The following is a 17,202-nucleotide window of genomic DNA, read 5'->3' on the forward strand; positions in this document are numbered from 1 at the left end:
CGCCCGCACGCCCCGGCGCCCGCTCCCGCGCCAAAACCGGCGGCTGGCTGGGTGGCCGGCGGCGGTTGCCTGACGGGCGCGGGTGGGGGCGGAGGTGCCGGTTGCGGGGCGCGCGGGCGTGCGGCGGCGGTTGTCTGCTGCTGGCCGCTGTCGCCGGTCAGCGCCGGCCGGCGGGGTGCTGCGAGCCGGATATCGCGCTCGACCACGACATCGGTCGGCCCGCCGATCAGGATCAGGTGTTCGATGTCGTCACGGCGCACCAGCACCAGCCTGCGATGGCTGTCGATGGCGGTCGCGTCCATGACGGCAAGGCGCGTCTTGCGGTTCCTGCCGCCGGCCACGAAGGTGCCGAAGGTCAGGTTGCGAACCACCTTGATGACGAGCAGGACGACGACAAGTAAAATGAGCGCTGCGAACGTCCACAGGATTGCAGCGACATAACCCGGACCCGCCACGCTATCCAGCCACTGCAGCATCGGTGCACCCAATCGCCTTTTCGAGTGAGGCGACACTAGACCGCCGCGGCGGCCCACCGCAAGTTCACATCACCCATCGTGAACAGTTTGAAACATGAATCGTTGATTTTATCGGACATTTGCGGCCAGGGCCTTTTCCGTTACAGGAGAATGTGATTCAACCGACCGTCCGCGCCCATCGGACACCGGAATCACGAGCAGGGGGAACATGGCCAAGGAAGCGCGCGGCGATTTCTATCCGGTACCGATCGTCGACCAGAACACGCGTCCGGGCGCCGTCACCAGGCTCATCGTCTTCATCGTCGTGCTGACCGGCGCCGCGATCGTCTTCGGACTTTTCCGCGAGCGCCTCGGCGACCCTTTCCTGCTCGGCATGCTCGGCGTGCTCGCCATGATCGGCGTCGGCTTTCTGTTCGCGACCGCGATCGGTTTCGTGCAGATCGCGCCGCGGTCGACCGGTGACGAATTGTCGAAAGCCTTCGTCGACTCGATGTCGCAGGGCCTGCTGGTCACCGACACCAAGGGCCGCGTCGTCTACGCCAACCGCGCCTATGCCGACATGACGGGTGCCGCCTCGGCCGCCGATCTCAAGACGGTCGAGGGGCTGTTGTCGGATGTTCCCGAAGCCTCGATGACGATCTACCGGCTGGCGTCCGGCCTGCGCGACGGCCAGGCGGGCGACGGCGAGTTCCGGCTGGCGCAGTCGATCAAGCCCGGCGCCGAGCCCGGCTCGCGCTGGTACCGCGCCCGCGCCCGCGCCTTCAGCATGCCCGGGCAAAGGCTGCCGATGCTGGCCTGGCAGCTCGCCGATATTTCGCAGGAACGGGCGGAGCAGGAACGTTTCTTCCTCGATCTGCAGAAAGCCATCGACCATCTCGACCATGCGCCGGCCGGGTTCTTCTCGGCCGATCAGGAAGGCCGCGTCACCTATATCAACGCCACGCTCGCCGAGTGGCTGGGCATCGACCTTGCTTCCTTCACGCCGGGCGCCATCACGCTGCCGGAAATCATCGCCGGCGACGGCATGGCGCTGGTCCGTTCCGTCAAGGCCGATCCAGGCACCACCCGCAACGCCGTCATCGACCTGGATCTCACCACCATGAGCGGCCAGGCGCTGCCGGTGCGCTTCATGCACCGGGTTTCGGCCAGCCGTGAAGGCGTCAACGGCCCGACCCGCACGATCGTCCTCAACCGCACCCAGGGCGAGGACGCTTCCGCGGAGCTCAGGGCCTCCGAGGTTCGCTTCACCCGCTTCTTCAACTCGACGCCGATGGCCATTGCCGGCGTCGATGCGAACGGGCGCATCCTGCGCACCAACGCGCCGTTCCTGCAGCTGTTTTCATCTGTGGTCGACCGCGACGCCGTCGACCGGCGGGTGCGGTTCGAGACCATCGTCCATGAGCGCGACCGGCCGGCTTTCGCCGCGGCCTTCGAGAAGGCCAGGCAGCGGCAGGCCAATATCGAGCCGATCGACTCCGTGCTGCCCGGCAATGAGGAGCGCCATATCCGCTTCTACGTCAATGCCGTCGCCGACAGCGCGGGCAGCGAAGGCGCCGAGGAGGCGGCGATCGTCTATGCGGTCGAGACCACCGAGCAGAAGGCGCTCGAGGGCCAGATGGCGCAGAGCCAGAAGATGCAGGCGGTCGGCCAGCTTGCCGGCGGTATCGCGCATGACTTCAACAACGTGCTGACCGCCATCATCATGGCGTCCGACCTTCTGTTGACCAACCACAGGCCGTCGGACCCGTCCTTCCCCGACATCATGAATATCAAGCAGAACGCCAACCGGGCGGCCTCGCTCGTGCGGCAATTGCTGGCCTTCTCGCGCAAGCAGACGCTGCGGCCGGAGGTGCTCAACCTGACCGATGTTCTGGCCGATCTCAGGATGCTGCTCGCGCGCCTCGTCGGCAACGACATCAAGCTCAAGATCGACCACGGCCGCGACCTGTGGCCGGTCAAGGTCGATATCGGCCAGTTCGAGCAGGTGGTGGTGAACCTCGCCGTCAATGCACGCGACGCAATGCCGAGCGGCGGCGACCTCACCGTGCGCACCCGCAACGTCACCGCCGACGAGTGCAAATCCTTCGCCTACCGCGAGCTGACGCCGGCCGACTATGTGCTCGTCGATGTTGAGGACACCGGCAGCGGCATCGCGCCAGACGTGCTGAAGAAGATCTTCGAGCCGTTCTTCACGACCAAGGAAGTGGGCAAGGGCACCGGCCTCGGCCTGTCCATGGTCTATGGCATCATCAAGCAGACCGGCGGCTTCATCTTCTGCGATTCCGAAGTCGGCAAGGGCACGGTGTTCCGCATCTTCCTGCCGCGCCACATCGCCGAGGTGAAGAAGCAGGCCGAACCCGGCGAAGCGCCGGCGATCGCGGCGGCCTCCCCGGCGAAGCCGGCCGACACCGCGAAAGACCTCTCCGGCTCGGCCACCGTGCTTCTGGTCGAGGACGAAGATGCCGTGCGCATGGGTGGCGTCAGGGCGCTGACCTCGCGCGGCTATACCGTCCATGAGGCGTCGTCCGGCGTCGAGGCGCTGGAAGTGTTCGAGGCACTCGGCGGCAAGGTCGATATCATCGTGTCCGACGTGGTGATGCCGGAGATGGACGGGCCGACATTGCTCGGCGAGCTGCGCAAGCGTCAGCCGGACATCAAGTTCGTGTTCGTCTCGGGCTATGCCGAGGACGCCTTCGCCAAGAACCTGCCGGCAGACGCGCATTTCGGCTTCCTGCCGAAGCCGTTCTCGCTCAAGCAACTGGCGACGATCGTCAAGGACGTTCTGGAATCGTAGGACGTTCAGCGCTTCCCTGGAATTGCTCTGAATAAGCCAGCGCTTGCGCATTGCGGCAGTCCTGCCATGATGGTCGCCGGATGGGTCTATCAGGGGTGGTAGCGCGTGACGCCGCATATCGAGGCGGGCCGGGGGGACTATGCCGAAACGGTGCTGTTGCCGGGCGATCCCGAGCGCGTGCAATGGATGGCGGAGATGTTTCTCGAGGCGCCACGCTGCGTGAACCGCCGAAGGGGCGCGCTGGGCTTCACCGGCCGGTTCCGCGGCAAGCCGGTCAGCATCCAGGCGACCGGGATAGGGGCGCCGTCTTTCCTGATTTATGCCTTTGAGCTGATGGAGTATTACGGCGTCAAAACGCTGATACGCACCGGCACATGCGGCGGCTTGTCGGAAGACGTGCCCCTGCGCGGCGTCGTCGTCTCCAGCCAGGTGCGGGCCGAGAGTGCAATCAGCGGGCAGGTGTTCGGGCTTTACCAGCCGGCCGGGCCGGACCCGGCGCTGCATGCGCGGGCGCTGCAACGCGCCGCCGACCTCGGCATCGCCTGCAGCGCCGGACTGACGATCTGCAGCGACGTGTTCCACCATCCCGACGGCCGCGCGCGGTTCGACGAGCCGAGGGCGCTCGGAGCGCTCGCGGTTGATATGGAGACCAGTGCGCTCTATCGGATTGCGGCGCAGTTCGGTGCGCGGGCGCTGTCGCTGCTCACCGTGGTCGATCATATCGCCACTGGCGAGCTCACCGATTATTCGGAGCGCCAGGCGCTTTTCACAGACATGACCCGGCTGGCGCTCGAAATCGCCGCAGAGAGCTAGATTTAGGGCTATCTTCTGGTGCAGGTCGAGGCTGTGAAGGCGCCGTCCTGCTGCTTCATGATGATGTCGAAGGAGGGGCCGCTCGGGTCGTCCAGCGTCGCTTGGGTCATCGAGATCGAATTGCCGCCGGCGGTGTAGCCGCCGAGCGGACCGAGCCAGGTGATCTCGCCATTGGGGTTCATCTGGTAATTGTAAGGCGGCGGCGCGGTGCCGAAGGTCACCGGGCCGCTGTAGAGGCTGCCCTTGATGGTGATGTCGCCGAGATTGAGGAACAGGCCGAGCAGGTAGACCTCGCAGTGGTAGACGCCGTCGGGGAGCTTGCCGTCGGTAAAATCGGCGCGGGCGCCGCCGGCGGCGGACACAAGAAGCAGGAAAGTCAGGATTGTTCGCAGGGCCATGGCGTCGCTCGTTTGCACGGCGACCTTGCCCCATTTCGCCATGAGCCCGCAACAGGGCCGACGAAGCTATCCTTGCCTGTGTGGTGAAATCATGGGCATTTTTATTATTTGTACAAAATCTGGGCAGTGGTGCGTAAACTTTTCTCAATCCTGCCGCATCGCAGTAGAGGCGACAGTTGCGCGGCTATCAAATAACCAATTGTAATCGCTGCGTTATCGCGAAAATCAGTTCAGCGTATTCCTATCTGGCACGTCGCTTGCACCGCTAATATTGCGATGCAAAACAACCAGCTTGGGAGTGTGTCATATGAGGGGTAACTTCGCGAAAATAACAAAAATCCTGTCCGCCGGCGTCGTCGCGGCCGGTCTGCTGGCTTCAGCGTCCGCCAAAGCGGCTGAAGATACGATCAAGGTCGGTATCCTCCATTCGCTGTCGGGGACCATGGCGATTTCGGAGACGACGCTGAAGGACGTCATGCTGATGCTGATCGACGAGCAAAACGCCAAGGGCGGCCTGCTCGGCAAGAAACTGGAAGCCGTGGTGGTAGATCCGGCGTCGAACTGGCCGCTGTTCGCCGAAAAGGCACGCGAGCTGATCTCGAAGGACAAGGTGGCGGCCGTGTTCGGCTGCTGGACCTCGGTGTCGCGCAAATCGGTGTTGCCGGTGTTCTCGGAACTCGACAACATCCTGTTCTATCCCGTCCAGTATGAGGGCGAGGAGAGCGAGCGCAACGTCTTCTACACCGGTGCGGCGCCGAACCAGCAGGCTATTCCGGCCGTCGACTATTTGATGAGCGCCGATGGCGGCTCGGTGAAGCGCTGGGTGCTTGAAGGCACCGACTACGTCTATCCGCGCACCACCAACAAGATCCTCGAAGCCTATCTCAAGTCGAAAGGCGTGCCCGCCGAGGACATCATGGTCAACTACACGCCGTTCGGCTTCTCGGACTGGCAGACCGAGGTTTCGGCGATCAAGAAATTCGGCTCGGCCGGCAAGAAGACGGCCGTGGTCTCGACCGTCAACGGCGATGCAAACGTGCCGTTCTACAAGGAGCTCGGCAACCAGGGCGTCAAGGCCGAGGACATTCCGGTCATGGCCTTCTCGGTCGGCGAGGAAGAGCTGGCCGGGCTCGATACAGGACCTCTGGTCGGCCATCTCGCCGCCTGGAATTACTTTGAAAGCGTCGACACGCCTGAAAACAAGAAGTTCATCGACAACTGGCACAAGTTCATCAAGAACGACAAGCGCACCACCAACGACCCGATGGAGGCCCATTATATCGGCTTCAACATGTGGGTGAAGGCGGTCGAGAAAGCCGGCACCACCGATCCGGACAAGGTCATCGACGCCATGGTCGGCGTTTCGGTGCCGAACCTGACCGGCGGCTACTCGACGATGATGCCCAACCACCACATCACCAAGCCGGTGCTGATCGGCGAGATTCAGGCCGACGGCCAGTTCGAGACCGTCTCGCAAACGCCCGGCCTCGTCATGGGCGACGAATGGTCCGACTACCTGCCGGATTCCAAGGACCTGATCTCGGATTGGCGCGCGCCTCTGTCCTGCGGCAACTTCAACGTCGCCACCGGAAAGTGCGGCGGCAAGGGCACCAACTGATCCCGGTCGGGATCTAGGTCCGTGTCCACGGTCCGGACCTTTGGTCCGTGACCCTCAGGTCTGGCGGATCGCGGAGTGGCCCCACGATCCGAGACCGCAGCCCGGGCAGGTTCCTGACCCGCCCGGGCAAGATTCCCGAAACCTAGTTTTGCGCAATTCCGGACGGAAAACCGCTTCACACTTTTCCTGGAATTGCTTGAGAAAGCCGCTTGAAGACGACTATGCTGCTGCTGCGCGCAATTGGTCTGATGTTGCTGCTGACGATGGCTGGACTGATGCCGTCGAAGGGGGCCGAGGCCGACCTTCGCGCGACGGTCGCCAAATTCGCGGCTGCAACCGGCTTCTCGGCCACCGAGGCCGTCGTGCGCGAGCTGACCGCCAGTGGCGATCCGGCCGTCGAGCGCCCGCTTTCGGCGCTGGCCGACGGCAATCTCTACATTCGCAAGAGCGACTCCCAGGTCTTTGTCGGCAAGGAGTCGGGAGACGGCATCGAGCTGCTCGATCCATTGAGCGGCGAAAAGACTGCCGACGCCGCCAAGACCGATCTCACCAAGATCAAGGTCAACAATGGGCTCCGCCACGTCATCCGCGATGCCCTGGGTACGCTGACGCTGCGCGCCAAGGATGCGAGAGTGCGCCTCGCCGCTGCGGCGACCATGTTCAAGACGCCGGATGCGGCGAATATCGAGCCGCTCGATGCCGCGATCGCCGCCGAGGCCGAACCGGGCGTCAAAACTCTATTCGAGCAGGCGCGCGCGGCGTCGGTTCTCGTTTCCGACAAGCCCGAAGCCGACAAACTCGCGGCCATCTCGATCATCGCCGCGCGCGGCGACCGCGACGGGCTTTCGTTGCTGACTTCGGTCGATGCCAATGCCCAGGGCGCGGTCAAGGACGCGGCAACCGCCGCGATCGGCAACATCAACTCCAAGCTGGCCTTGTGGGATGCCGGCCAGAACATCTGGTACGGCGTTTCACTGGGATCGGTGCTGCTGCTTGCGGCGATCGGGCTTGCCATCACCTTCGGCGTCATGGGCGTCATCAACATGGCGCATGGCGAGATGGTGATGCTCGGCGCCTACACCACCTTCGTTGTCCAGCAGGTGATCCGTACCTCGTTTCCGGGCCTGTTCGACTGGTCGCTGGTCATCGCGCTGCCGCTCGCCTTCCTGGTCGCCGCACTGGTCGGATTGGCGATCGAGCGCGGCATCATCCGCTTCCTTTATGGGCGGCCGCTGGAGACGCTCCTGGCCACCTGGGGCGTTTCGCTGGTCCTGCAGCAGGCGGTGCGCACCATCTTCGGGCCGACCAACCAGGAGGTCGGCAATCCATCCTGGATGTCGGGCTCGTTCGATATCGGCCAACTGGCCATCACCTGGAACCGGCTGTGGATCCTGGTGTTCGCGCTACTTGTTTTTGCGGTGCTGCTCTACGTCATGAAGCGCACTGCCTGGGGTCTGCAGATGCGCGCCGTCACCGCCAACCGCCGCATGGCCGCCTCGATGGGCATCAGGACGCCCTGGGTCGACGCGCTGACCTTCGCGCTCGGGTCCGGCATTGCCGGCATCGCCGGCGTGGCGCTCAGCCAGATCGACAATGTCTCGCCCAATCTCGGCCGCGGCTACATCATCGACAGTTTCATGGTCGTCGTGTTCGGCGGCGTCGGCAATTTGTGGGGCACGCTGGTCGGCGCCTTCTCGCTCGGCATCGTCAACAAGTTCCTCGAGCCCTATGCCGGCGCCGTGCTCGGCAAGATCGTCATGCTGGTGCTGATCATCCTCTTCATCCAAAAACGCCCGCGCGGCCTGTTCGCGCTGAAGGGCAGGGCGGTGGAAGCATGATCACGCAACGCTTCTTCGGCGCCGATCGCCGGATCGCCGTTACGATCCTGGCGCTGCTCGCGGCGGCCATCATCGTGCCGCTGCTCAACCTGGCGGTCTCGCCGCAAAGCGCCTTCTACGTTCCGCCTTACATCGTGGCGCTGATCGGCAAGTATCTCTGCTACGCGCTGCTGGCGCTCGCGCTCGACCTCGTCTGGGGCTATTGCGGCATCCTTTCGCTCGGCCACGGCGCCTTCTTCGCGCTCGGCGGCTATGCGATGGGCATGTATCTGATGCGCCAGATCGGCTCGCGCGGCGTCTACGGCAATCCGATCCTGCCGGACTTCATGGTGTTCCTGAATTACAAGGAACTGCCCTGGTTCTGGCATGGCTTCGATCATTTCTGGTTCGCGGCGTTGATGGTGCTGGCCGTGCCCGGCCTGCTCGCCTTCGTTTTCGGCTGGTTCGCCTTCCGCAGCCGCGTCACCGGCGTCTATCTGTCGATCATCACCCAGGCGATGACCTATGCGCTGCTGCTCGCCTTCTTCCGCAACGACATGGGATTCGGCGGCAACAACGGCCTGACCGATTTCAAGGATATTCTGGGCTTCAACGTGCAGGCGGACGCGACGCGTTCGGCGCTGTTTGCGGCGAGCGCCGTTATGCTGGCGCTCGCCGTCTTCGTCACCGCGGCGATGGTGCGCTCCAAATACGGCAAGCTCCTGATGGCGGTGCGCGACGCAGAGAGCCGTACCCGCTTCCTCGGCTGGCGGGCCGAGAACGTCAAGCTGTTTGCCTTCACCGTTTCCGCAATCATGGCCGGCATCGCCGGAGCGCTTTACGTGCCGCAGGTCGGCATCATCAACCCCGGCGAATTCGACCCGGCCAACTCGATCGAGGTGGTGATCTGGACCGCGGTCGGCGGGCGCGGCACGATCGTCGGCCCGATCCTCGGCGCGCTGCTCGTCAACGCCGGCAAATCCTGGTTCACCGGCGTGCTGCCGGAATTCTGGCTGTTCGCGCTGGGCGGCCTGTTCGTCGCCGTCACGCTGCTTTTGCCCAAAGGCATCGTCGGCACGTGGGATGCCTGGCGCGGCAAGGTGAAGGCGCTGCGCTCAGCTTCGCTTGCGGCGGAAGCAGGCGCCGATCCCGAGAAGCTGCCTGAGCCGAAGATCGTGCGCTCGGCTGCGGGGACGCCGGGCGCCTGGTCGGCTTCCGGCGCCGAACCGCAGCCGGCGGAGTGAGTGACATGAGCAAGTCGAACACCATCCTTTATCTCGACGGCGTCTCGGTCTCCTTCGACGGCTTTCGGGCCATCAACAACCTGTCGCTGGTGCTCGACAAGGGCGAGATGCGCGCGATCATCGGACCCAATGGCGCCGGCAAGACGACGATGATGGACATCGTCACCGGCAAGACGCGGCCGGACGAAGGCGAAGTGTTCTTCGACGGTGAGGTCGATCTCACCCGGCATGACGAGGCCGAGATCGCCATGATGGGCATCGGCCGCAAATTCCAGAAGCCGACGGTTTTCGAGAGCCACAGCGTCGAGGACAATCTCATGCTGGCGCTAAAAGGGCCGCGTTCGATCTTCCCCGCGCTGTTCCATCGCCGCTCGGCGGCCGAGACGCGGCGCATCGACGACATCCTCGGCATCATCCGTCTCGGCGACAAGCGCGGCGAGCTCGCCGCCAACCTCAGCCACGGCCAGAAGCAATGGCTGGAGATCGGCATGCTCCTGGCGCAGGATCCGAAGCTTCTGCTGGTCGACGAGCCGGTCGCCGGCATGACCGATGCCGAGACCGAGGAGACCGCGCGCCTGCTCAAGGACATCGCTCGCGACCATTCGGTGGTGGTCGTCGAGCACGACATGCATTTCGTGCGCGAGCTCGGCGTCAAGGTCACCTGCCTGCACGAGGGCTCGGTGCTGTCGGAAGGCACGCTCGATTTCGTCTCGGCGGACGAGCGTGTCGTCGAAGTCTATCTGGGGCGGTGAGCATGGTCTGGCGGGTTCCATTTTGCCGTTTCGATTTCGCTTTCCTGAAGCGCTGGAGAAGGGGCTGACCATGCTCGAAGTCTCCAATGCCACGCTGCATTACGGCGCCGCCCAGGCGCTGCGCGGCGTTTCGCTGAAGGCGGGTGCCGGCAAGATCACTTGCGTGCTCGGCCGCAACGGCGTCGGCAAAACCAGTTTGATGAGATCGATCGTCGGCCATCACCGGCTGACGAGCGGAAGCGTTGCCTTCGAGGGGAAGGCGCTCGACCGGAGCGCGGCATATGATCGCGCCCGGTCGGGCATCGCATTCGTGCCGCAGGGCAGGGAAGTCTTTCCGCTGCTCACGGTGCGCGAAAACCTGGAGTCCGGCTTCGCGCCGCTGCGGCGATCCGACCGCAACATTCCGGCCTATGTCTTCGAGCTGTTTCCGGTTTTGAAGCAGATGCTCGGCCGCCGCGGCGGCGATCTCTCCGGCGGCCAGCAGCAGCAACTTGCCATTGGGAGAGCGCTGGTAATGCGGCCGAAGCTCCTGGTGCTCGACGAGCCGACCGAAGGCATCCAGCCCTCCATCATCAAGGATATCGGCCGCGCCATCCGCTATCTCCGCGACCAGGCGGGGATCGCCGTGCTTCTGGTCGAGCAGTATCTCGACTTCTGCCGGGAACTTGCCGACGAGGTCAACATCATGGATCGCGGCCAGATCGTACATACCGGTCCCGCCGAAGACCTGGACCGGGCGGATGTGCGAAAGTTTCTGACAGTCTAGAATCGTTTTCTCGACTTCGCTCGACATCGCGAGGCGCCAGCAAGCCCAGTATTTCTCTCCGCTGACCCAGCCCAGCTCTGGTGCGTTGAATACCGCATGCTAGTCTTTTCTTGGCCTTGGTGAGTCGGCCGCTTTCCGTATCAGTTGCGAATGAGGGGGAAGGCGCGCGGTCACCGCGCGCAAGGTCCAGGCAAGCAAGCCTGCCTAGCTTTCCCGCAGTGATTGTCGGTCAACGCGTCCAAAAAGATTCGTGCCAGGGGACGGCGATGGAACGTTTTGTCGAGGACTATCAGAAGCGGCGCCTCACCGATCGCGTCGATATCATGACGGCGATCAACATCCTGATGTCGCAAGGCTATGACGAGGATGATCTGCTGGGTGAAATGACCAAGGTCTTCTACGTCGATCTCGACGCATTTAACGAAGTGATCGCCCATCACTGAGGGCGGCTACGGCGAAGGCGCCGAGCCTAACCGCTCAGACTTTCCTGGAATTGCTCTAAATTTCAACCGGCACGGCGGAAGTCGAGCACGCGGTTGCGGCCGCCGCGCTTGGCGGCATAGAGCGCCTTGTCGGCGGCGCTGAGCACTTTGTCGAAGCTCATGCCATCGCTGTTGCCGAAGGCGAAGCCGGCGCTCACCGTGCAGCGCAACGGCCCGGTCTCCGTCTCAACAATGCGCGCGGCGAACGCGGCCCGGACACGTTCGGCCGTCGCCTCGGCGGTCTCTGGCAAGGTGCGCCTCAACACCATGGCGAATTCCTCGCCACCCATGCGGGCGACCGAGTCGTTCGGGCGCAGGTCGGCGGAGAGCACCTGGGCAAAAACCTTCAGCACCTCGTCGCCGGCGGCATGGCCGAACTGGTCATTGATCGCCTTGAAGCCATCGAGGTCGAACACCACCACCGCCGTGAAGGCACTGACCGGCGTCTTGCCGTGCAGCTCGAACAAAGCGCGGCGGTTGAGCAGCCCCGTCAGCACGTCGGTCTCGGCCTCATGCTTGTGGTGGCGCGCGAGCCGCCCCTGGTTGAGCGCCAGCGACAGCGCGCCGATGCCGGTCATCGAGGCGATGACGATGACCAAGCTCAGATCCTCCGCCCAGTTGCTCGGCGCGTGGCCGAGGACGAGTTTGCCGTCCCAAGCCAGCACGGCCGCGCAAAGCACGAAGGAAACAGCGGTCAATGAATAGAGCAGCGCCACGCCCACGAGTTGCGCCGGGGCCTCCTCGCGACCCTTCCAATATTCATGCGCGGTGCCGAATAGGAGCAGCGCGGCAAGGAAATTCTCAAGCATGAAGCCCAGACCGTCATAGCCGAGCGCCATTGGCGGTAACGCCAGCGCAAAGGAGATGACAGTGCCAAGCCTGATGCGCGGCAGCGGCGAGCGTCCGGTCCGGAACTGGTGGGCAGCGCCCAACATCATCGAGAAGCCGAACAGCAGCAGCGCGAGCGCCAGGATGCCGAGGGCTGTTCCGGGCGCATCGATATAGGCGTCATAAACAAAAACCTCCGCCACCACCACCAGCACGCTGGTCGCCCATGTCAGCAGGAACCTGTCGGAACGGGCGGTCAGCCAGGTTCCGAACAAGGTGAGGCTGAGGCAGGCTGCGGAGAAGCCGACCGCCAGCAGCAATGAATTGTAGTCGAGAAGCATGCACTCGCCCTTGCCGCCGCCGGGTCTCTGCAACCTGCCGTGGGTCTATTAGTGCAGCAAGGAAGTATCGATTACGTTACGATAGCGGTGAAGATGCCATAATTCCGCGGCGTCAGAGGACCGCCACCAACAACAGCAGGATGATGCCGACCCCCATCATCAGCAGACCCGGCCAGTTCTGCGACAGGCCGAGGAAACCGAGACCGCGCCGGCGTGGCTCAAGCGTCGGGCCAGGCGTTGCCAGGTCTGGCATCGGGCGATCCGAGGCTGCAGGTGCCGGGTCGCTAAGTTTCCCTCGCCTGAGGACCGCACCCGCCATGTACACAATGCCGGCGACAATGAGCAATGCCCCGATGAGGATGACAGCCATATCACCTCGCTTTCTTCGGGCTCTCCCGATGCCGGAGCCCGGGCCATTGTTCCGCGACGCTCAACCGCTATGGAAACCTGGCCCCGGGAGAAAGGCAAAACGGTCAAGACGCCCCGTAAGTTCCGACGGAGCTCGCCCCTTCAATCGGCCACCCGCTTCATCAGCGCCATGGCGCCGAAGGGCGCGCGCACCTTGCCCTCCGTGATGAAGTAGACGAACACATCGCGCGGCTCGACCGGCGCATCGGTCTTGGGATCGGCGCGCGGCAGGTCGGCGGGCTGCTTGCCCTCCGCCCAGGTCTTCACCCGTCCCGCCCATTCGTCGAGGCCTTTCGGCGTGTAGCAGTCGGGGTTGTCGTCGCTGCCGGTCTGCAGCCGCGCATAGACGAAGTCGCCGGTGACATCGGCGATCGCCGGATATTTTGCGTGGTCGGCATAGACGATCGCCGCGTTGTATTTTCGGGCGAGCGCCGGAAATTCCGGCACGACGAAGCTGTCGTGGCGCACTTCCAGCGCGTGGCGCAGAGGCACGCCGTCCTGCTTCTCGGGCAGAAGTTTCAGGAAAGCTTCGAAATCGTCAGCGTCGAACTTCTTGGTTGGCGCGAACTGCCACAGAATCGGGCCGAGCTTGTCGTCGAGCGCGGCAACGCCGGAGCCCAGGAAGCGCATCATCGATTCGCCGGCCTCGCCGAGCACCCTCCGGTTGGTGACGAAGCGGTTACCTTTGAGCGAGAAGACGAAACCTTCCGGCGCTTCGTTGGCCCATTTGGCGAAAGTCGGTTCCTTGAAGCTGGAATAATAGGTGCCGTTGACCTCGATGGTCGGAACCTGCCGGCTGGCGTAGTGGAGCTGCTTGGCCTTGGCGAGCTTGTCCGGGTAGAAGGAGGTGTCCCAGGGCTCGAAAGTCCAGCCGCCCATGCCGGAGCGGATTTTTCCTTGGCTCATTGTCGTCCTCCTCCGTTCAAATGCGATCAGGCGGCTCGGTCGACCGACTTCATCATGTCGACCAGGGTCCACCCTGGCCGGTGTGGGTTGGCGCGGCGACCCGTTTCCCGATAGCCGTAGGCGGAATAGAGCGCGATGTTCCGCTCCATCCGCGAATTGGTGTAAAGCCGCACCTCCGGCACGGCCCACAACCGCGCCTGCTCGTCGGCGAAGTTGAGCAGTTTGATGCCGAGTTTTTTACCCTGGAAGGCCGGCGCGACGGCGACGCTGAAGATCATGGCGTGGTCGGGATGCCGTTCCAGGACGATCAGCCCGGCCAGTCCTCCGTCCTCTTCGAGCAGCCAGACCTCGCCGCGCTCGATGCGCGGCGCGTAGTCTTCCGTCACCGGAATCGGCGGGGTGCCGAACAGAGCGGTGTAGGGCGCATAGGCGGCGGTCGTCAGCGCGGCAACGGCAGGGAGATCACTGGAAAGCGCTCTTCTAATTGTCATTCAAGCGCCCTCCCGACGAAATGCGCGCTCACTCCGCCGCTTCGCGTTTGCCTCCGGGGCGCCGTTCCAGAAGCTCCTTCAGGAACTGGCCGGTGTAGCTGCGCTTCTCGCGCACGATCGCTTCCGGCGTGCCCGACGCCACCAGCTCGCCGCCGCCGTCGCCGCCTTCGGGGCCGAGATCCAGCACCCAGTCGGCGGTCTTGATCACTTCGAGATTGTGCTCGATCACCACCACCGTGTTGCCTTGGTCGACCAACTCGTGCAGCACTTCGAGCAGCTTGGCGACGTCATGGAAGTGCAGTCCGGTGGTCGGCTCGTCGAGGATGTAGAGCGTCTTGCCGGTCGCCTTGCGGGACAGTTCCTTGGCGAGCTTTATCCGCTGCGCCTCGCCGCCGGAGAGTGTCGTCGCCTGCTGGCCGATATGGATGTAGCCGAGGCCGACCTGCTTCAGCGTCTCCAGCTTGTCGCGCACGCCCGGTACCGCCGAGAAGAACTCGACGCCTTCCTCGACCGTCATGTCGAGCACGTCGGCGATCGACTTGCCCTTGAACTGCACGTCGAGCGTCTCGCGGTTGTAGCGCTTGCCGTGGCAGACGTCGCAGGTGACATAGACGTCGGGCAGGAAGTGCATCTCGATCTTGATCACGCCGTCGCCCTGGCAGGCCTCGCAGCGGCCGCCCTTGACGTTGAAGGAAAAGCGGCCCGGCTGGTAGCCGCGCGCCTTGGCCTCCGGGAGTCCCGCGAACCAGTCGCGGATCGGCGTGAAGGCGCCCGTGTAGGTCGCCGGGTTGGAGCGCGGCGTGCGGCCGATCGGCGACTGGTCGATGTCGATGACCTTGTCGAGGAATTCCAGCCCCTCGATGCGGTCATGCTCGGCCGGATGCTCGCGCGAGCCCATGATGCGGCGCGAGGCGGCTTTGAACAGCGTCTCGATGAGGAAGGTCGACTTGCCGCCGCCGGACACGCCGGTGACAGCCGTGAAAGTGCCGAGCGGGATTTCGGCCGTCACGTTCTTCAAATTGTTGCCGCGCGCGCCGACCACCTTGATGCGCCGGTTCTTCTTCGCTTCGCGGCGAACCGCGGGCGTCGCCACTTCGAGTTCGCCCGACAAATACTTGCCGGTGATCGAGGCGGGTGTGGCCATGATCTGCTGCGGCGTGCCCTGCGCAATGATGCGGCCGCCATGGATGCCGGCGGCGGGACCGATGTCGACGACATAATCGGCATGCAGGATGGCGTCCTCGTCATGCTCGACGACGATCACCGTGTTGCCGATGTCGCGCAGGTGCTTCAACGTATCGAGCAGGCGCGCATTGTCGCGCTGGTGCAGACCGATCGACGGCTCGTCGAGCACATAGAGCACGCCAGTGAGGCCCGAGCCGATCTGCGAGGCGAGCCGGATGCGCTGGCTCTCGCCGCCCGACAGCGTGCCGGAGTTGCGCGACAGCGTCAGATAATCGAGGCCGACATCGTTGAGGAAGCGCAGCCGCTCGCGGATTTCCTTGAGCACCCGCACCGCGATCTCGTTCTGCTTGTCGTTCAACTGCGCCGGCAGATCGGTGAACCACTGGTCGGCCTTGCGGATCGACATCTCGGTGACCTCGCCGATATGCTTGCCGGCGATCTTCACCGCCAGCGCTTCCGGCTTCAGGCGGTAGCCGTTGCAGGCGGGGCAAGGGGTGGCCGACATGAAGCGCTCGATCTCCTCGCGCATCCAGGCGGATTCGGTTTCCTTCCAGCGCCGGTCGAGATTGGGGATGACGCCCTCGAAGGTCTTGGTGGTCTTATAGGAGCGAAGGCCGTCATCATACTGGAAGGTGATCTCGCGCTCGCCCGTGCCGCGCAACACGGCTTCTTTGGCCTCGGCGCTCAGGTCCTTGAACTTGTCGCCGGGCTTGAAGCCATAGGCCTTGCCGAGCGCTTCCAACGTCTGCGCGTAATAGGGCGAGGTCGACTTCGCCCACGGGCTGATGGCGCCGTCGCGCAAAGAGACGTTCTCGTCCGGCACGACGAGGTTGGGATCGATGGCTCGCTGGCTGCCGAGGCCATCGCAGGTCGGGCAGGCGCCGAACGGATTGTTGAAGGAGAACAGCCTGGGCTCGATCTCAGGAATGGTGAAGCCGGACACCGGGCAGGCGAATTTCTCCGAGAACAGGATGCGCTCATGCGTCTCGTTCTTCGATTTGTTGACCGAGTCCTCGCCGGTCAGGCCGGCATCGAGCGGCTTGTCGGCGAACTCCGCTACGGCAAGACCTTCGGCGAGCTTCAGCGCAGTCTCCATCGAATCCGCGAGCCGGGTCGCCAGATCGCCGCGCACGACGATGCGGTCGACGACCACGTCGATGTCGTGCTTGTATTTCTTGTCCAGCGCCGGAACGTCGGCGATCTCGTAGAAGACGCCGTCGACCTTGACGCGCTGGAAGCCCTTCTTCTGCAGTTCCAGGAGTTCCTTGCGGTACTCACCCTTGCGGCCGCGCACGATCGGCGCCAGCAGGAACAGGCGCGTGCCTTCCTCCAGCGCCAGCACGCGATCGACCATCTGGCTGACCGTCTGGCTCTCGATCGGCAGGCCGGTGGCCGGGGAATAGGGGATGCCGACGCGCGCAAAGAGCAGGCGCATATAGTCGTAGATCTCGGTGACGGTGCCGACCGTCGAGCGCGGGTTGCGCGAGGTGGTCTTCTGCTCGATCGAGATGGCGGGCGACAGGCCGTCGATCTGGTCGACGTCCGGTTTCTGCATCATCTCCAGGAACTGGCGGGCATAGGCCGACAGGCTTTCGACATAGCGGCGCTGGCCCTCGGCATAGATGGTGTCGAAGGCAAGCGACGATTTGCCGGAACCCGACAGTCCGGTCATGACGATCAGGCTGTCGCGCGGCAGGTCGAGATCGACGTTCTTGAGATTGTGTTCGCGCGCCCCGCGAATGGAAAGGTATTTTTGGTCGGCCATCGCCGGTCGCCGCCTCAGATCTGGAATTTACTGGATTGGGCGGGTTCGTCCCGGCCATCCCCTATGTAGGTATTTTCGCCGCCACGTCGAGAGACGCCACAGCCTCGACGGAAGAAGC

Annotated in this window: 14 protein-coding genes and 1 pseudogene; 8 read left to right on the plus strand and 7 right to left on the minus strand. The window is 64.0% G+C overall.

All coding sequences use genetic code 11. The annotated features are described in order from the left end of the window. Nucleotides 1-476: pseudogene (locus LB565_RS06290) on the minus strand (flagellar biosynthetic protein FliO); the annotation flags it as partial. A gap of 208 nt (nucleotides 477-684) precedes the next feature. On the opposite strand from LB565_RS06290, the gene cckA reads away from it, so the two are divergent. Next, nucleotides 685-3,270: a cell cycle histidine kinase CckA gene (gene cckA / locus LB565_RS06295; protein ID WP_224582289.1), complete on the plus strand. Its 2,586-nt coding sequence runs from the start codon at nucleotides 685-687 to the stop codon at nucleotides 3,268-3,270. 105 nt (nucleotides 3,271-3,375) lie between these two features. Then, on the plus strand, nucleotides 3,376-4,083 hold the full coding sequence (locus tag LB565_RS06300; RefSeq protein ID WP_224582290.1) for a DeoD-type purine-nucleoside phosphorylase: 708 nt from the start codon (nucleotides 3,376-3,378) through the stop codon (nucleotides 4,081-4,083). Between the two features lie 8 nt (nucleotides 4,084-4,091). Here LB565_RS06300 and LB565_RS06305 read toward each other — a convergent pair whose 3' ends face one another. Further along, nucleotides 4,092-4,481, minus strand: a complete 390-nt coding sequence (locus LB565_RS06305) for a hypothetical protein (RefSeq protein WP_224582291.1) — start codon at nucleotides 4,479-4,481, stop codon at nucleotides 4,092-4,094. A gap of 307 nt (nucleotides 4,482-4,788) precedes the next feature. Here LB565_RS06305 and urtA point away from each other — a divergent pair, with 307 nt between their 5' ends. From urtA to LB565_RS06335, 6 genes are all read left to right on the plus strand, one after another. Then, a complete protein-coding gene (urtA, locus tag LB565_RS06310; RefSeq protein WP_224511994.1) occupies nucleotides 4,789-6,099 on the plus strand; it encodes an urea ABC transporter substrate-binding protein in 1,311 nt (436 codons plus the stop codon). A 221-nt stretch (nucleotides 6,100-6,320) separates the two neighbouring features. Further along, nucleotides 6,321-7,937, plus strand: a complete 1,617-nt coding sequence (urtB, locus tag LB565_RS06315; RefSeq protein WP_224582292.1) for an urea ABC transporter permease subunit UrtB — start codon at nucleotides 6,321-6,323, stop codon at nucleotides 7,935-7,937. Continuing rightward, nucleotides 7,934-9,160, plus strand: a complete 1,227-nt coding sequence (gene urtC, locus LB565_RS06320; protein WP_224582293.1) for an urea ABC transporter permease subunit UrtC — start codon at nucleotides 7,934-7,936, stop codon at nucleotides 9,158-9,160. The genes urtB and urtC overlap by 4 nt, the downstream gene beginning before the upstream one ends. 5 nt (nucleotides 9,161-9,165) lie before the next feature. After that, nucleotides 9,166-9,912 carry an urea ABC transporter ATP-binding protein UrtD gene (gene urtD / locus LB565_RS06325; protein WP_224582294.1) on the plus strand — a complete coding sequence of 249 codons (747 nt, stop codon included), beginning with the start codon at nucleotides 9,166-9,168 and terminating at the stop codon, nucleotides 9,910-9,912. A gap of 70 nt (nucleotides 9,913-9,982) precedes the next feature. Continuing rightward, nucleotides 9,983-10,678, plus strand: coding sequence for an urea ABC transporter ATP-binding subunit UrtE (gene urtE / locus LB565_RS06330; protein ID WP_224582545.1), 696 nt, complete (start codon nucleotides 9,983-9,985; stop codon nucleotides 10,676-10,678). Nucleotides 10,679-10,944: 266 nt separating this feature from the next. Continuing rightward, nucleotides 10,945-11,121, plus strand: coding sequence for a hypothetical protein (locus tag LB565_RS06335; protein ID WP_224582295.1), 177 nt, complete (start codon nucleotides 10,945-10,947; stop codon nucleotides 11,119-11,121). 62 nt (nucleotides 11,122-11,183) lie between these two features. On the opposite strand, the gene LB565_RS06340 is transcribed toward LB565_RS06335, so the two are convergent. The 5 genes from LB565_RS06340 to uvrA all read right to left on the minus strand — a co-directional run bounded on the left by LB565_RS06340 (nucleotide 11,184) and on the right by uvrA (nucleotide 17,084). Further along, complete coding sequence (locus LB565_RS06340) at nucleotides 11,184-12,329, minus strand: GGDEF domain-containing protein (RefSeq protein WP_224582296.1); 1,146 nt, start codon at nucleotides 12,327-12,329, stop codon at nucleotides 11,184-11,186. Nucleotides 12,330-12,441: 112 nt separating this feature from the next. Then, the gene (locus tag LB565_RS06345) at nucleotides 12,442-12,699 is read right to left on the minus strand and encodes a hypothetical protein (protein WP_224582297.1); all 258 of its coding nucleotides are present in this window, start codon (nucleotides 12,697-12,699) and stop codon (nucleotides 12,442-12,444) included. 140 nt (nucleotides 12,700-12,839) lie between these two features. Beyond that, complete coding sequence (locus LB565_RS06350) at nucleotides 12,840-13,643, minus strand: DUF72 domain-containing protein (RefSeq protein ID WP_224582298.1); 804 nt, start codon at nucleotides 13,641-13,643, stop codon at nucleotides 12,840-12,842. 26 nt (nucleotides 13,644-13,669) lie between these two features. Further along, nucleotides 13,670-14,134, minus strand: coding sequence for a GNAT family N-acetyltransferase (locus LB565_RS06355; RefSeq protein WP_224582299.1), 465 nt, complete (start codon nucleotides 14,132-14,134; stop codon nucleotides 13,670-13,672). A gap of 28 nt (nucleotides 14,135-14,162) precedes the next feature. After that, entirely contained in the window at nucleotides 14,163-17,084 is a 2,922-nt protein-coding gene (gene uvrA / locus LB565_RS06360; protein WP_224582300.1) for an excinuclease ABC subunit UvrA, read from the minus strand. Nucleotides 17,085-17,202: the final 118 nt, after the last annotated feature.

This window comes from Mesorhizobium sp. CA14 (assembly GCF_020165195.1).
Lineage (GTDB): Bacteria > Pseudomonadota > Alphaproteobacteria > Rhizobiales > Rhizobiaceae > Mesorhizobium.

Coding starts and splice junctions, on each gene's coding strand:
- cckA (WP_224582289.1), top strand. CDS start 685: ATGGCCAAGGAAGCGCGCGGCGATTTCTATCCGGTACCGATCGTCGAC.
- LB565_RS06305 (WP_224582291.1), bottom strand. CDS start 4,481: ATGGCCCTGCGAACAATCCTGACTTTCCTGCTTCTTGTGTCCGCCGCC.
- urtA (WP_224511994.1), top strand. CDS start 4,789: ATGAGGGGTAACTTCGCGAAAATAACAAAAATCCTGTCCGCCGGCGTC.
- urtB (WP_224582292.1), top strand. CDS start 6,321: ATGCTGCTGCTGCGCGCAATTGGTCTGATGTTGCTGCTGACGATGGCT.
- urtC (WP_224582293.1), top strand. CDS start 7,934: ATGATCACGCAACGCTTCTTCGGCGCCGATCGCCGGATCGCCGTTACG.
- urtD (WP_224582294.1), top strand. CDS start 9,166: ATGAGCAAGTCGAACACCATCCTTTATCTCGACGGCGTCTCGGTCTCC.
- urtE (WP_224582545.1), top strand. CDS start 9,983: ATGCTCGAAGTCTCCAATGCCACGCTGCATTACGGCGCCGCCCAGGCG.
- LB565_RS06335 (WP_224582295.1), top strand. CDS start 10,945: ATGGAACGTTTTGTCGAGGACTATCAGAAGCGGCGCCTCACCGATCGC.
- LB565_RS06340 (WP_224582296.1), bottom strand. CDS start 12,329: ATGCTTCTCGACTACAATTCATTGCTGCTGGCGGTCGGCTTCTCCGCA.
- LB565_RS06345 (WP_224582297.1), bottom strand. CDS start 12,699: ATGGCTGTCATCCTCATCGGGGCATTGCTCATTGTCGCCGGCATTGTG.
- LB565_RS06350 (WP_224582298.1), bottom strand. CDS start 13,643: ATGAGCCAAGGAAAAATCCGCTCCGGCATGGGCGGCTGGACTTTCGAG.
- LB565_RS06355 (WP_224582299.1), bottom strand. CDS start 14,134: ATGACAATTAGAAGAGCGCTTTCCAGTGATCTCCCTGCCGTTGCCGCG.
- uvrA (WP_224582300.1), bottom strand. CDS start 17,084: ATGGCCGACCAAAAATACCTTTCCATTCGCGGGGCGCGCGAACACAAT.